Source organism: Streptomyces sp. NPDC051320 (genome assembly GCF_040682175.1).
Classification (GTDB): Bacteria; Actinomycetota; Actinomycetes; order Streptomycetales; family Streptomycetaceae; genus Streptomyces.
The window spans coordinates 1-14,635 of the sequence record NZ_JBFBAL010000014.1 but is presented as its reverse complement, the minus strand read 5'-3'; the positions used below and the strand labels follow the sequence as shown (position 1 = coordinate 14,635).

The 14,635-nt window shown below is 71.2% G+C and carries 14 protein-coding genes and 1 pseudogene; 7 read left to right on the top strand and 8 right to left on the bottom strand.

Annotated features, from left to right (window positions below):
- Positions 1-71: 71 nt before the first annotated feature.
- Positions 72-803, top strand: coding sequence for a bifunctional DNA primase/polymerase (locus AB0M87_RS26940; RefSeq protein WP_365857316.1), 732 nt, complete (start codon positions 72-74; stop codon positions 801-803).
- 140 nt (positions 804-943) lie between these two features.
- Here AB0M87_RS26940 and AB0M87_RS26935 read toward each other — a convergent pair whose 3' ends face one another.
- The 4 genes from AB0M87_RS26935 to efeO are packed head-to-tail and all read right to left on the bottom strand — an operon-like array spanning position 944 to position 5,228.
- Positions 944-1,873 carry a hypothetical protein gene (locus AB0M87_RS26935; protein WP_365857571.1) on the bottom strand — a complete coding sequence of 310 codons (930 nt, stop codon included), beginning with the start codon at positions 1,871-1,873 and terminating at the stop codon, positions 944-946.
- Positions 1,800-2,768, bottom strand: coding sequence for an iron uptake transporter permease EfeU (efeU, locus tag AB0M87_RS26930; RefSeq protein WP_365857315.1), 969 nt, complete (start codon positions 2,766-2,768; stop codon positions 1,800-1,802). The genes AB0M87_RS26935 and efeU overlap by 74 nt, the downstream gene beginning before the upstream one ends.
- 39 nt (positions 2,769-2,807) lie before the next feature.
- Entirely contained in the window at positions 2,808-4,070 is a 1,263-nt protein-coding gene (gene efeB / locus AB0M87_RS26925; protein ID WP_365857313.1) for an iron uptake transporter deferrochelatase/peroxidase subunit, read from the bottom strand.
- Positions 4,071-4,085: 15 nt separating this feature from the next.
- On the bottom strand, positions 4,086-5,228 hold the full coding sequence (gene efeO / locus AB0M87_RS26920) for an iron uptake system protein EfeO (RefSeq protein WP_365857311.1): 1,143 nt from the start codon (positions 5,226-5,228) through the stop codon (positions 4,086-4,088).
- Positions 5,229-5,468: 240 nt separating this feature from the next.
- Here efeO and AB0M87_RS26915 point away from each other — a divergent pair, with 240 nt between their 5' ends.
- Positions 5,469-6,116, top strand: a complete 648-nt coding sequence (locus AB0M87_RS26915; protein ID WP_365857309.1) for a PhzF family phenazine biosynthesis protein — start codon at positions 5,469-5,471, stop codon at positions 6,114-6,116.
- Positions 6,117-6,143: 27 nt separating this feature from the next.
- Here the strand turns inward: AB0M87_RS26915 and map are convergent, their stop codons facing one another.
- Positions 6,144-7,001 (bottom strand): type I methionyl aminopeptidase, encoded by an 858-nt coding sequence (gene map, locus AB0M87_RS26910; protein WP_365857307.1) that lies wholly within the window; start codon positions 6,999-7,001, stop codon positions 6,144-6,146.
- A 30-nt stretch (positions 7,002-7,031) separates the two neighbouring features.
- Here map and AB0M87_RS26905 point away from each other — a divergent pair, with 30 nt between their 5' ends.
- Entirely contained in the window at positions 7,032-7,253 is a 222-nt protein-coding gene (locus tag AB0M87_RS26905; RefSeq protein WP_365857305.1) for a hypothetical protein, read from the top strand.
- 56 nt (positions 7,254-7,309) lie between these two features.
- Here AB0M87_RS26905 and AB0M87_RS26900 read toward each other — a convergent pair.
- A pseudogene (locus AB0M87_RS26900) lies at positions 7,310-7,861 on the bottom strand (MFS transporter); the annotation flags it as partial.
- A 40-nt stretch (positions 7,862-7,901) separates the two neighbouring features.
- Positions 7,902-8,504 (bottom strand): hypothetical protein, encoded by a 603-nt coding sequence (locus tag AB0M87_RS26895; protein WP_365857303.1) that lies wholly within the window; start codon positions 8,502-8,504, stop codon positions 7,902-7,904.
- A 143-nt stretch (positions 8,505-8,647) separates the two neighbouring features.
- Between AB0M87_RS26895 and npdG the strand changes: the two genes are divergently transcribed.
- On the top strand, positions 8,648-9,352 hold the full coding sequence (gene npdG / locus AB0M87_RS26890; protein WP_365857302.1) for an NADPH-dependent F420 reductase: 705 nt from the start codon (positions 8,648-8,650) through the stop codon (positions 9,350-9,352).
- 68 nt (positions 9,353-9,420) lie between these two features.
- Positions 9,421-9,609: a hypothetical protein gene (locus AB0M87_RS26885; RefSeq protein ID WP_365857300.1), complete on the top strand. Its 189-nt coding sequence runs from the start codon at positions 9,421-9,423 to the stop codon at positions 9,607-9,609.
- Positions 9,610-9,680: 71 nt separating this feature from the next.
- On the opposite strand, the gene AB0M87_RS26880 is transcribed toward AB0M87_RS26885, so the two are convergent.
- Complete coding sequence (locus AB0M87_RS26880) at positions 9,681-10,487, bottom strand: site-2 protease family protein (RefSeq protein ID WP_365857298.1); 807 nt, start codon at positions 10,485-10,487, stop codon at positions 9,681-9,683.
- A gap of 126 nt (positions 10,488-10,613) precedes the next feature.
- Here AB0M87_RS26880 and AB0M87_RS26875 point away from each other — a divergent pair, with 126 nt between their 5' ends.
- A complete protein-coding gene (locus tag AB0M87_RS26875; protein WP_365857296.1) occupies positions 10,614-11,030 on the top strand; it encodes a DUF6578 domain-containing protein in 417 nt (138 codons plus the stop codon).
- A 28-nt stretch (positions 11,031-11,058) separates the two neighbouring features.
- The gene (locus tag AB0M87_RS26870; RefSeq protein WP_365857294.1) at positions 11,059-14,484 is read left to right on the top strand and encodes a BTAD domain-containing putative transcriptional regulator; all 3,426 of its coding nucleotides are present in this window, start codon (positions 11,059-11,061) and stop codon (positions 14,482-14,484) included.
- Positions 14,485-14,635: the final 151 nt, after the last annotated feature.

The window sequence follows — 14,635 nt, the reverse complement described above, 5'->3', positions numbered from 1 at the left end:
TGTGGTCACCCGGGGCGCAGGATGGTGGCAGCATGGAGGTCCGTGGGGGCTGCGGTGAAGTGAGGGGATAGATGGGAACAGAGTTCGGCCGAAACCGAGTCACGACGAGCAGGATGCCCCAGTGGCTGCGACGCCGCCCCAAGGAGTCACCGGACGGTGAGCTCCGCCGCGAAACGCTGCTGACAGCCGCCGCGGCCGCCGGTCTGCCGCTCTCACCGGCCGCCCACCCCATCGGTTACCGATGTTCCTGCGACCGTGTGGGCTGTCCCACGCCGGCCCGGCATCCGCTCTCCTTCGCCTGGCAGACCCAGTCGACGACGGACCGCTCCCAGGTCGAACGGTGGGTCCGCAACCAGCCGGAGGCCAACTTCATCACCGCGACCGGCATGGTTCTCGACGTGCTCGATGTCCCGCTCGACGCAGGACGCAGCGCACTGGAGCGGCTGCTCGCCCAGGGGATCGACGTCGGTCCGGTCGCCCGGTCCGGCGAGGACCGGATGCTCTTCTTCACCGCCACCCGCGGCACCCCCGAGGACGAGGACGAGTGGTGGCCGTGCGAGCTCGACTGCCACCCCGAGACGATGGATGAGCACCCGGGGCTGCGCTGGCACTGCCGCGGCAGCTACGTACTCGTACCGCCCGCGCGGCTGCCCGGCGGGGCGAGCGTGGACTGGGTCCGCGGTCTGGAACACGAGCTGCCCGACCCGCTGACCCTCCTGGAGACGCTCACCGACGCCTGCGCCCGCTACGCGGGTGACCACGGTCCGGAGGCCGGCGCGGTGGCCTGGCCGCTCGGCCGCTGATACCCTCCCGACGCCGGCACGACCGGCGCTGAGACGAACCGGCGCCGAGACGACCGGGCCGGGACGAACCGGCGCCGAGACGACCGGGCCGAGTCACCGGGTACCGAAACGACCTGCGCCGAGACGCCGCGCCGGGGGCGTCACGCGCCCTTGGCGGCCACCAGACCCTGCTCCCGGTCGAGGACGGTCACCTGTCCCTTCGCGGGCACCCGGGCGGCCTCGTTGGAGATCCGCTCCTTGGTGATGGTGCTCTGGGCGTCGCCGGTCATCAGCGCCTTCACATCCGCGGGGACCGTCAGATGCAGGCCCTTCGCCGCGGTCTGCTGCTCGTAGTGGCGGGTGGCGAAGAAGACCAGCGCCCCGCCACCCCGGGTGGCCAGTCCCAGCGGCCGATAGTCGCCGGTGGTCAGCGGCTGGTCGACGTACTGGGTGGCGAGCCCCGGCAGGTTCGCGTTCTTGGCCCGCGACTGCCGCCAGACGCTGGTGTGGGTGCCCGGAGCGAAGTGCTGGGGCGTGCCGCCCTTGAGGTACGACGCGTACTGCGCGCTCAGGTCCTTCGGCGCCACCGCGAGCGACGGGTCGGCCGGCTCGACCGGCTTCGCCCAGCCGTCCTTGTCCGTGGCGAACACCGGCACCTCGGCGGGTGTGAGGACCGACAGATAGGCAGCCTTCCACGGCTGGTCCACGGCATTGCGGACGAAGACCACCAGCCAGCGGGTGTCCAGCTTCCCGCTGTCCTGGTCCCGGTTGGAGTCGGTGTCGGCGACGAACCAGCGCGGCCAGCCGGCCTTCTTCGGGATGGCGAACTTCGCGTCCGTCAGCTCGAGTTCCGTGTGCCCGGCATTGCCGCCCGGGCTGATGGAATGCCGCGCCTTCAGCCCCGCCTGGTTGATCGCCCCGAGCGCGCCGGTGACCCGGTCCGCGTCCAGAGCCGGGTCGTAGGCCTTGTCCGCCTTGTTGTACGCGGCGGTGAAGGCGGCGAGTACCTGCGCCGCCTCAGCCCTCGTCGCCGACGGCACGACCTCCAGCTCGCCGTGCACCGTCATGCACCCGCTCGCCGTCAGCGACATCGCCGCCGCCGTCACGAGCCCCGCCGTCAGCCGCCCCAGCCTGCTCATCAGTTGCCTTCTGCTCCCGCGATCCCGCTGCCTTCAAGGACGCTGCGAACCCTACCGGGGCCAGGAACAGCACGAGCGTGGGGACCAGATAGAGCACCCAGACCGTTGTCTGCAGCACCGTCGGATCGGGCTGGAAGTTGAACACGCCCTTCAGCAGCGTGCCGTACCAGCTGTCCGGCGGGATCGTCGAGCTGATGTCGAACGCCAGGCTCTGCAGACCGGGGACGAAGGCGGCCTCCTGCAGGTCGTGGACGCCGTACGCGAGCACACCCGCGGCCACGATCACCAGCATGCCGCCGGTCCAGGTGAAGAACTTCGACAGGTTGATCCGGACCGCGCCCCGGTAGAACAGCCAGCCGAGCACCACGGCGGTGGCGATGCCGAGCAGCGCGCCGATCATCGGGCCCTGGGTGCCGTTGGTCGAGGTGTGAACCGAGGACCAGATGAACAGCGCGGTCTCCAGACCCTCCCGGCCCACCGCCAGGAAGGCGGTCGCGACGAGCGCTCCGGTACCCATCTGCAGAGCGGTGTCCAGCTTGCCGTGCAGCTCGGTCTTCAGATGCCGCGCGGTGCGCCGCATCCAGAAGACCATCCAGGTCACCAGACCCACGGCGATGATTGACAGCGACCCGCCGAGCGCCTCCTGGGCCTTGAACGTCAGCTCCTGCGAACCGAACTCGAGCGCGAAGCCGAAAGCGAGCGCCACCAGCACGGCGGTCGAGATGCCGATCCAGATCGGCCGCAGCGCGTCACGCCGCTCCGTTTTGACCAGATAGGCGATGAGGATGCAGACGACCAGGCTCGCTTCGAGCCCCTCGCGCAGACCGATCAGATAGTTGCCGAACACGTCGGGTCCTTCCTGGTTGCAGGAACCGGATTGCGGGAGTCACGCGAAGAGTGCACGGCCCCACCAGTCGCTCTTGTCACGGACGCCGGGCGGGACCGCGAAATGCGCCGAACCCACGTGCTGGATGTACTCGTTGAGCGCGTCGTGCCGGGCCAGGCTGCGCTGCAGCGGGATGAAGCCCTCACGCGCGTCCTTCTGGTACGCGATGAAGAACAGCCCGGCGTCCAGCCGGCCCAGGCCGTCCGTACCGTCGGTGAAGGAGTAGCCGCGCCGCAGGATACGGATCCCGTGGTTGGAGTCCGGGTGGGCCAGCCGCACGTGTGAGGTGGGCAGCAGGGCCTTCAGGAACGGCTCGTCGCGCTCCTTGGCCTTGCCGACCGGCGCGCCCTCGCCCTTGCTGCGGCCGAAGACGTCCTCCTGCTCCTGCAGCGAGGAACGGTCCCAGGTCTCGATGTGCATCCGGATCCGGCGCGCCACCAGATAGGAGCCGCCCGTCATCCAGTCGGGGCCGGCCTTGTCCGCCACCCACACGTGGTCCTTCAGCGCGGCGGTGTCGGTGCCCGAGATGTTCCTCGTGCCGTCCTTGAAGCCCATCATGTTGCGCGGCGTCTGGGCGTCCGGGGTGGTCGACGAGGTCTTGCCGAAGCCCAGTTGCGACCACCGGATGGCGATCTTGCCGAAGCCGATCCTGGCCAGATTGCGGATCGCGTGCACCGCGACCTGCGGGTCGTCGGCGCAGGCCTGGATGCACAGGTCGCCGCCGCTGCGCGTCGCCTCCAGGTTGTCGCCGGGGAACTTCGGCAGATCGACCAGCGCATCCGGCCGCTTGTCCTCGAGGCCGAAGCGGCCCTTCTCGAACAGCCCGGGGCCGAATCCCACGGTCAGCGTCAGCCGGGACGGACTGAGGCCGAGCGCCTCACCGGTGTCGTCCGGCGGAGCCTCCGGCAGACCGCCGTAGGCCCCGTCGCCGACCGGGTGTCCCTGGGTCAGCACCGCCGCCGCCTTCGTCCAGTCCTTGAGTAGCTGGACCAACTCGGCGCGGTCATCGGTGGTGACGTCGAAGGACGCGAAGTGCAGCCGGTCCTGGACAGCGGTGGCGATGCCCGCCTGGTGCACCCCGTGGAACGCCACGGCCCCGCCGGTGTCGGCCGCGGGCACGGCATCCTCGCCGGTATGCAGCGCGGCGGCGGTCCCGCCCGCGGCGACGGCGCCCAGCGCGAGCCCGGCACCGCCCCAGCCGATCAGCGAACGGCGTGACGGCGTACGGGAGGCGGATTCCCCGGTGGTGGGTTCGTCAGTCATCACGGACCTCCTTCGCTACTTCGAGACGGCGGCGGCGAGCTTGGACAGCGGTTCGGCCAGCGCGTTGACCGCGTCCGAGAGTCCCTTGCGGTCCTTCTCGGAGACCTTGTCGTACGAGACGAAGTCGTACCCGGCCTTGTCCGTGCGGTAGTTGTCGAGCAGCTTGGTCAGCGAGCCGAACTGCTGGTCGAGTTCCTTGGTCAGCGCCGGGTCGTTCTTCGAAGCGACCGGCTTCAACAGCTCGTACGCCTGCTGCGCGCCTTCGAGGTTCGCCTTGAAGTCGACCAGGTCGGTGTGGCTGTAGCGCTCCTCCTCGCCGGTGACCTTCCCGGTGGCGACCTCGTCGAGGAGCTCCTTGGCACCGTTGGCCATCGAGGTGGGGGTGATCTCGGCGGTGCCGACCCGCCTCTGCCAGTCGGCGAGGTCCTTGTCCAGCCGGGTCGCCAGCGTCTTCTCGGTGGCGCCGATCTTCTTGTCCTGCCACAGGGACTTCTCCAGGCGGTGCCACCCCGTCCACTTCTGGTCCTTCTCCAGGCCATCCGCGCGGGTGTCGGTCTTCGGGTCGATGTCGCCGAACGACTCGGCGACCGGCTCGGTCCGTTCCCAGCCGATACGCGAGGGGGCATACGCCTTCCTGGCGGCCGCCAGGCCGCCCTTACGGACGGCGTCGGTGAAGACCTTGACCTTCGGCATCGTCGCGTCGGCCTGCGCCTGCACGTACGTTCGGTAGGCGGCGACCGCGGCGTCCAGCTTCGGATCCCGCTTGACGGCCTTGCCGCCGGAGACGGTCACCTTCTGGCGGATGCCGCTGCCCTTCATCCCCGGCTTGCAGGCGATCTCGTAGCTGCCGGCCTTCACCTCGGCCGTCAGCGTCGAGCTCAGGCCGGGGCCGATGTTCTCGCGCTCGGCGACGATGCGGTCGTCGGGGAAGAGCAGATAGACCTCGGTGACCTTGGAGCCCTTGTTCTGCAGGGCGAACTTCACGTGGCCCGCCGGGAATTCCGTCTTGGACACCTTGCAGGAGGAGTCACTCGCGGTGACCTGGACGGTGCCGCCGCCCCCTGCCTTCGCGTCACTCTTCTCGGCACAGCCCGTGACGGCGGTCAGGGCCGCCACGGCTGTGGCTGCGGTGACGACGGAGAGACGGACGGGTCGCATACGGGCTCCACGCTGGGTGAAAGGGCGAGTGAGGCGAACCTAACTTAACTGAGGCTTACCTGGCTGGGACACACCAGGGTCGTGATTCGGGTCTCACTTGACCTCGGCTTGGCCGATTCCTGACGGGGCGGTGGCAGGACGGGACGGCACGTCATGCGCGGAGGCGGTTCGAACCCCCTCCTTGTTTGCCCCTGCTCGTTTGCACCCCTGCTTGTTTGCACGCCCTGCTTGAATGTCGGCGTGAACGAGATCGACGTACTCAGCGTCTTCTGCGCGCCCGACGGCGGCCACGGCAACAAGCTGGGCGTTGTGCGGGACGGCAGCCGCTGCCCCGATGTGGCGTCCCGGCAGGCGCTCGCCGGTGAGCTCGGCTTCAGCGAAACCGTGTTCGTCGACGATCCGGAGCGCGGCCACCTCGACATCTACACCCCCGGCCGGCGCCTCCCGTTCGCCGGGCACTCGCTGGTCGGTACCGCCTGGCTGCTGGACATCGACGTGCTGGAACTCGCGGTCGGCGACGTCTTCGCCCGCCAGGACGGCGAGTTCACCTGGATCACCGCCCGCGCGGAATGGGCGCCGCAGCGGCAGATCCGGCGGTACGCCTCGGCCGCCGACGTCGACGCGCTGCCGAGCCCGCCGCCCGGCGAGGGATGGCTGTACGCCTGGGCCTGGGAGGACGAGGCCGCGGGACGGGTCAGGGCCCGCGGGTTCCCGCGTCGCGACGACGGGATCGCCGAGGACGAGGCGACCGGAGCGGCGGCTCTGCTGCTCACCGCGGAGCTGGGCAGGGCGCTCAACATCACGCAGGGCCGCGGCTCCCAGCTGCTCACCGCACCCGCCCCGGACGGCACGATCGAACTGGGCGGCCGGGTGCGGTTCGCCGGCTGAGCGGCACGCCCGGCCGGCCCCCGACCGTCAGGGCAGCGTGAGAATGTCCGCCCCGGTCTCCGTCACCACCAGCGTGTGCTCGAACTGCGCGGTCCGCTTCCGGTCCTTGGTCACCACGGTCCAGCCGTCGTCCCACATGTCGTACTCGTGCGTGCCGATGGTGAGCATCGGCTCGATGGTGAAGGTCATCCCGGGCTGGATCAGCTGGGTCGCGTACGGGCTGTCGTAGTGCGGAACGATCAGGCCGGAGTGGAACGCGGTGCTGATGCCGTGACCGGTGAAGTCCCGCACGACCCCGTAGCCGAATCGTTTCGCGTACGACTCGATGACCCGGCCGATGATGTTGATCTGACGGCCGGGCCGGACCGCCTTGATCGCCCGGTTGAGCGACTCCCTGGTCCGTTCCACCAGCAGCTTCGACTCCTCGTCCACGTCACCGCAGAGGTAGGTCGCGTTGTTGTCGCCGTGCACGCCGTTGAGGTAGGCGGTGACGTCCAGATTCACGATGTCGCCGTCCCGGAGCACCGTGGAGTCCGGAATCCCGTGGCAGATCACTTCGTTGACCGAGGTGCAGAGCGACTTCTTGAACCCTCGGTAGCCGAGCGTGGACGGGTAGGCCCCGTGGTCGCACATGAACTCATGAGCGACCCGGTCGAGTTCATCCGTCGTCACACCGGGCACGATGTACTTGGCGGCCTCCGCCATCGCCTGCGCGGCGATACGGCCCGCCACGCGCATCCGCTCGATGGTTTCGGCGTTCTGGACTTCCGGTCCGGTGTACGGCGTCGGCGCGGGCTTGCCCACGTACTCGGGACGCCGGATGTTTCCGGGGACGGAACGGGTGGGAGAGAGCTCCCCTGGTACAAGCAGTGACTGGCCAGACATGTCAGCGAGTGTAGGAGAGAGGAGCGCACCATGGCTCTGTTCAAGAAGCGCGCGGCCCCGAAACCGGGCGAATGGTACTACTGCCTGCAGCACAAGAAGGCCGAAGAGGGCCCCGAGTGCCCGTCGAAGAACCGTTTCGGCCCTTATGCCACCCGCGAGGAGGCGAATCACGCCATGGACCGGGCGGCGGAGCGCAACGAGGACTGGGACAACGACCCGAACTGGAGCGACCGGAGCGGCGGAGCCAACTGACCGGGGCCGCCGCTCAGAGCGCAGCCGCCACCTCCTGCCGGGCGCGGCTCAGCTGCGACGCTGTACGCGGCGGCGTACCCGGCGCACGCGACGACCAGACCCGCCGGTGCCGGGCGCACGATCGCGCCGGTCTGCCGGCGCAGGGCGTTCAGCGGCGGCCGCGGTCAGCTGGTCGTACGGCACGATGCGCGCCATCAGGGGGTCCAGCGCGGGGCGCCGCAGCCCTGCGAGGGCGGACAACCCGGCGGCGACGACCTGGACGGGCCACCGCAGCGGATTTCCGGGCACCTTCGCCAGCAGCGGACGGCCGACAGGCCGAGCGCCGCCTCGGTGCGCAGGATCACCGTGCGGCGGTCGACGGCGCCGGCGAGCGCGCCTCCGTACAGCCGGAAGGCCACCAGCGGCACCAGTTCCACGGCGCCCATCGCACCGACCGCGGCCGGTGACGCGGTGAGCTCCTCGATCTGCGGCGGCAGTGCGATCAGCGCCGTCGAGCTGCCGAAGTAGGTGCTCAGCTCCTGGATCCACCGCAGCCGGAAGCCGTGCGAGGAACGCCAGGGAGCCGGATCGGGACGTATCGCGCCGAGCCGTGTGGGGGGAGCCGCCAGGGGTCGGGCTCGGCCGGGTCGCTTTCCGCCCGCAACCGGATTACCAGCGGCTCGGCGGCGGAGCGGTCAGCTGGTCGGCGAGGCGTGACAGCCGGTCCCGGAAGCGCGGCCGGCCCCGCTGGACGGGCAGGCTGTTCTCGCCGGCCGCCGCGCTGACCAGATGCTGCACGGTGTCGAAGTCCACCTCGTCCTCACCGGCCACCGTCAGCGTCTCGTGCGCGAGCCCCCGCACCTCCGGGTCCCCGCCGTCGAGCGACAGCACCGTCGCCCCGGCCCGGCGCGCCCCGTGCACCCGCTCCAGCAGGCCCTCGCCGGGCTGCTGCTCCACCACCAGCAGCAGCGTCTCACCCCGCCCCGCCGCCTCCAGCCGCCCGAGTCCGACCGACAGATGCGCGGGCTCCCCGGCCCCGACCCGGTGCCGTACCAGCGTCGGCGCCAGCTCGGGCAGTCCCGACCAGGCGGCCTCGTCGACCAGGTGCGCGGCCAGATGCCACGGCTCGTGCCGCTCGGTCCCCACCAGCAGCAGCCCGCCACCGTGCGGCACCACGGACGACCGGAGCGCTCCCGCGAACCTCCGGGTGGCGCGCGGCCACTCGGTCCCGGCAAGCACTTCTCTCAGCAGAGCCACACGGACGGCATCCATGGGGCGGCATCCTGCCGCAGTCGGCGCGCCGGGAGGGCGAGTTGGCGCGGATTCACCCGTGCGGGCAGCTGACCCGGGCGGGCGGTGACGACGGGAGAGGTGGCCCCGGGAGGTCCGCCGCCCGCGGAACGTAAGGTCGCCCCATGACTTCCACCGACAGTGCACAGAAGCCCGCCCCCAAGGACCCCTGGGACCTCCCCGACGTATCGGGCCTGGTCGTGGGGGTCCTCGGCGGGACCGGGGACCAGGGGCGCGGACTCGCCTATCGGCTGGCCAGGGCGGGCCAGCAGGTGATCATCGGTTCGCGGGCGGCGGAGCGGGCGCAGAGCGCCGCCGATGAGCTGGGGCACGGCGTCGAGGGCGCGGACAACGCGGCCTGCGCGCGCCGCAGCGACATCGTCATCGTGGCGGTGCCGTGGGAAGGGCACGCCAAGACGCTGGAGTCACTGCGGGACGAACTGAGCGGCAAGCTCGTGGTGGACTGCGTCAACCCGCTCGGCTTCGACAAGAAGGGGGCGTACGCGCTGAAGCCGGCCGAGGGCAGCGCCGCCGAACAGGCCGCGACTCTGCTGCCGGAGGCGCGGGTCGCCGCCGCCTTCCACCACCTGTCGGCCGTGCTCCTGCAGAACCCGGAGATCGCCGAGATCGACACCGACGTGATGGTGCTGGGCGAGGAGCGCGCCGACGTCGAGATCGTGCAGGCGCTGGCCGGCCGTATCCCCGGCATGCGGGGGGTCTTCGCCGGACGGCTGCGCAACGCCCACCAGGTCGAGTCGCTGGTGGCGAACCTGATCTCGGTCAACCGCCGGTACAAGGCGCATGCGGGGTTGCGCGTCACCGACGTGTGAGGGCGAAGCGGGCATGGGGGACAATGGGCGGGAGAGATGCCGTCCTTCCGGAAGTGGAGCCGACCCCCATGCCCCGCCTTGCTGTGTACGCCCTCGTCGTCTGCGCCCTTGCCGTGGCTGCGGCCGTGGTGTCCTTCGTCCAGGGCAGTCTCATCGGGATCGTCTGGATCCTGCTGGCCGGACTCTCATCGAACATGGCCTGGTTCTATCTGCGCAGGGGCCGGCACACGGGCGCCTCGGCCACTGCCGCGAAGTAGGCGCCGCCGGGAAGTGGGCGCCGCCGGGAAGCGCGCGCCACCAGGAACCAGGCGCCACCGGGAAGTGTGCGTCAGCCGCCGGACGGGCAGAACAGCGCTTCCGGCTTGCCCTGCCAGAACCGGTAGAACGCCTGACCGCAGTAGGTTTCGACATCGCCGACCCCGAGCCCGCGCAGAATCGCGTCGACCAGGTCGAAGAACACGTGGTTCACCGAGGGGATCCAGAGCAGGGCGAAGACCGCCAGCAGCCCGATCTGCGCGAACGGCTCGACCTGGCGGCGGATCCCGTACGAAAGCCACGGCTCGACCACGCCGTATCCGTCCAGGCCCGGGACGGGCAGGAAGTTCAGGATCGCGGCGGTGACCTGGAGCAGGGCGAGGAAACCGAGCGCGTAACGGAAGACCAGCGGCACACCGTCCAGGGCGTGCAGCCAGAACGGCGCCGTGCAGACCACCGCGAACAGGGCGTTCGTCAGCGGACCCGCCGCGGAGATCAGGCTGTGCTTCCAGCGGCCCCGGATCCGGCCCCGCTCGATGAACACCGCACCGCCGGGAAGCCCGATGCCGCCCAGGATCACGAAGACGACGGGCAGCACGATGCTGAGCAGAGCGTGGGTGTAGGCGAGGGGGTTGAGCGTCAGGTAGCCCTTCGAGCCGATCGAGATGTCCCCGCTGTGCAGGGCGCTCCGGGCGTGGGCGTACTCGTGAAGACAGAGTGAGACCACCCACGCGGCTGTCACGAACAGGAACACGGCGAGGCCGGGCACCGGCGCGAAATCCGTCCACACCGCCCAGCCGGTGACCACCATGACCGCGACGATCCCGAGGAAGACAGGGCTGACCCGCCGGTCGCTGTGGCGGGTGGTGGCGGTGGGCATGGGCAGTGCTCCTGGTCGTGGGGACGGGTCTCGGGGATCCCCGACCGTACAGGTGATCCGGCGGGAGTTGGACGCCGGCTTCTAAACGTCTCGCGCCGGGAGGGGAGTTCCGGGGAAGCTGGGGGGATGACCGTAAGGCAGGTGATGTATGCCGACTGGGCGATGGAGTGCTGTGGCACGCCGTTCTCGGTGGGGGACGAAGTGGTGTGGGAGGCGTCGCCCGGCGCGGCCGATGACCCGGAGGACGCCGGAGTGCTGCACGTCGCCACACACGGCGCCGGCGGACCGGACACCAGGCGGGTGGCCGGGCGGGTGCGGTCGATTCGGGTGGTGACCGACGGCTTCACCGTGCTACCGGGCACCGGCGAGTACCGGCGGGCGCCGGGGGAGCGGTCGCTGCGAGCGGTGCGGACCTGCCCGAAGTGGTTCCGGCGCAGCCCTGCTGAAGGGGGTCGGCGCCGTTATGAGACCGGCGTTCTCGTCGAGGTGGAGACGTCGGCGGAGGCATCGGTGGCGACACCGATGGAGACATCGGGCGGCTGATGTGTTCGCGATAACGGACAATGGGCCGGTGCGCTACCGGATCCTCTCCACGACTCAGGCACTCCGCGACGACGGAACCGCCATCGCCATCGGCGGTGCGCGACTGCGCGCCCTGCTCACCGTGCTGGCGCTGCGCGTGGGCCGGACCGTCCCGGCCGGCGTCCTCGTCGACGAGGTGTGGGACGGCGAGCCGCCGGCCGACGCCACCGGTGCGCTCCAGGCGCTGGTCGCCCGGCTGCGGCGGGCGCTCGGGCACACCGCCATCGACTCGGTGGACGGCGGCTACCGGCTCCGCGCCGATGCCGACGACATCGACCTGTACCGCTTCGAGCGGCTCGCCGGGGAGGGCAGCAGGGCACTGGACGGGGGCGACCCGGAGAAGGCCGCGGGCCTGCTCGAGGACGCGCTGGCCCTGTGGCGGGATCCGGTGCTCGCCGACCTTCCCGACCGTGCCGCCGTCGCCGCCCGCTGGGAGACCCGGCGACTGGACGCTCGCAGGACCGCGCTGACCGCGGCGCTGGCACTGGGGCGTGCCGACGAGGCGCTGCCGGAGCTGGCCGCGCTCTGCGACGCCCATCCCATCGACGAACCCCTGCGGGCTCTGCGGATCCGCGCGCTGCGGGACGCCGGGCGGGCAGCGGAGGCGCTGGCCGCGTACGAGGAGGTGCGGCGCGACCTCGTCGAACGGCTCGGCGCCGATCCGGGGCCCGAACTGCGGGCGCTGCACGCGGAGTTGCTCGCACCCGCAGCTGCTGCCGCACCCCTCCCATCGTCGGCACCCCTCGCAGCGCCCGCACCATTCGCATCGCCTGCACCGTCCGTACCCCTCGCACCGCCCGCACCGTCCGGGCAGGCGAACGGTGCCGCGTCCGGACCGCCGGCGCCGGACGGCTACGCCGGGGACCACGCGGCCGGGAACCGGAACCGCACCGCTGGGAACCTCCGCCCCAGGCTCACCAGTTTCGTCGGCCGCGAGAGCGACATCGCGGCGCTCCGCGCCGACCTGGGGCGGGCCCGGCTCGTGACACTCCTGGGGCCGGGCGGTGCCGGCAAGACGCGGCTCTCCCAGGAGGCCGCCGAGGCCGCCGCTGAAGCCTGGCCCGATGGGGTCTGGCTGGCCGAACTGGCCCCCGTGGATGACCCGGAGACCGTGCCCGAGGCGGTACTGACCGCGCTCGGGGGACGCGAGACGGTGCTGCGCGGCGCGGGCGCCGACGAGATACGGGCAGCCGACCGACATGCGGCGGACCCCCTCACCCGGCTCGCCGAGCACTGTGCCAGACGCCGGATGCTGTTGCTGCTCGACAACTGCGAGCACCTCATCGAGGCGGCCGCCGCCCTCGCCGACGAACTGCTCGCGCAGTGCCCCGGGCTCACCGTCCTGGCGACCAGCCGCGAGCCGCTGGGGGTCCCCGGGGAAGTGGTACGCCCAGTGGAACCGCTGCCTCAGCCGTCCTCGCTGCGGCTGTTCGCGGAACGCGGGGCGGCCGCCAGGCCCGGCTTCCGGATCGAGGACGACCCGGAAGCCGCCGCCGAGATCTGCCGCCGCCTGGACGGGCTGCCGCTCGCCATCGAACTCGCCGCGGCCCGGCTGCGGATGCTCGGCCCGCGCCAGATCGCCGACCGCCTGGACGACCGCTTTCGTCTGCTCACCGGCGGCTTCCGGACCACGCTGCCGCGCCAGCAGACGCTGCGCGCGGTCGTCGACTGGTCCTGGGATCTGCTCGACGAGGGGGAGCGCGCGACCCTGCGCAGGCTCTCGGTCTTCGCCGGAGGCTGCGATCTGACGGCCACCGAAGCGGTCTGCGGGCCGGACGCCCTGGACCGGCTGGGCTCGCTGGTCGACAAGTCCCTGGTGGTCGCCGTGGATTCGGAGTCCGGGACGATGCGCTATCGGTTGCTGGAGACGGTGGGTGAGTACGCCGCCGAACGGCTCGACGAGTCCGGCGACCGGGAGGACGCCGAACGACGGCACCTGGTGTACTACCGCGAGCTGGTGCGCCGCGCCGACATCGAACTGCGCGGCCCCGGGCAGCGGGCCGCGATCGACCTGATCGTGCGCGAGTACGAGAACCTGCGCACCGCACTGCGCCGTGCCGTCGCCGCCCGCGACGAGCAGGAGGTGCTGGTCATGCTGCACGCCCTCGCCTGGTACTGGCAGATGCGCGATCTGCGCAGTGACTCGCGGTACTGGGCCGAGGCGGCCTGTGAACTCGGGCCCGACCCCTTCGAACCGCCGGTCACGCCCGCCCCGCCGCTGTACGACAGATGCACCGACGCCCCGCCCCCGATGCGGCCCGAACTGCTCGAGGAGGCCCGGCGCGGAGCGCGGCTGATCGCGCTCGCCACGGCGGAGTTCGACCAGGGCAGCTGGCTGGCGCCGGAGAGCATGGAGCGGATGAACACCATCGCCCAGACCTACCGCCCGGGGCTGCCCCAGACCTGCCGGATGCCCGGCTCACTGTGGTTCTTCTCGGTGATGCTGACCAGTGACGAGCGGCTGGACGAGATCCTCGAGAAGACCGTGCGGGGCTGCCGGGACATCGGCTACGACTGGGAACTCGCCGTCGCCCTGCAGTTGCGGGCCAATGTGCTGGCCAACCGGAGCGACTGGGCGGGCGATGCGGCCCGGGACGCCGACGAGGCGCTGGCACTGTTCACCCGGATCGGTGATGCCTGGGGGGCAGCCGAGGCGCTGTCGGCGCGTGGCGAGGCCCACGAGCGGACCGGTGATTACGCGCGCGCCGCCGAGGACTACCGCAGCGCCTTCGGCCACGCCGAGCGACTCGGCGCACGGTCCCAGGTCCTGGTGCTGCGGGCACGGTACGCGGGCGTACTGATGGAGAGCGACCGGGGCAACGAGGCCGAGGAGATCCTGCGGGCGCTGCTCGCCGAGGAAGAGGAGTCACCGGGCCGGGAGAGCTGGCCGATGGCGCGGATGTTTCTCGCGATGTGGCTCGGGCGCACCGGTCGCATCGACGAGGCGAGGACTCATCTCGAGGCGCTGCTCGAGAAGTTCACGGCCGGGCCCCTCATGATGTTCAAGGGGTTCGTGCTGGGTCTCCTGGCGTGGCTGGACAACGAGGAGGGCCGCTACAACGAGGCTGTCGAGCATGCGACGGCAGCGCTGGCCCGGGCCGGGGACCCGCTCACCCGGATGGTGGCGCCGCAGATGGCCGCCGTCCACCTGATGGTCCTCGCGCGGGCGCTGGCCGGTACCGGGGACCATCGCGGGGCTCGCGACGCGGCCATGGTGCTCGCCGCGGCCGACGCGCAGTTGCCGGCCCACCACCACTTCGGTTCGATCGAGCGCAGAAACCGCGACGAGGCTTCCCGCCGCGCCCGCGCCGTGCTCGGCGACGAGGCGTTCGACGCCGCATACGCCGAGGGCGGCGGCCTCACCCCGGAGGAGGCCGCCGCCCTGGGGGAGCGACGCGATCGTTGTCGGGACTGACGGGTCGCCGGTTCAGAAGCGTTCCGAGCCCAGCGGGAGTTGGACAACAGCTTCTCAGCTTGGCGTTTAACCAGTCTGGCCTCGGTGTTCCTTGATTGATTCGGCGCGTTTGATGGTCTTGCCGACGGGGTGGTGGGGTGCTCGATGCTGG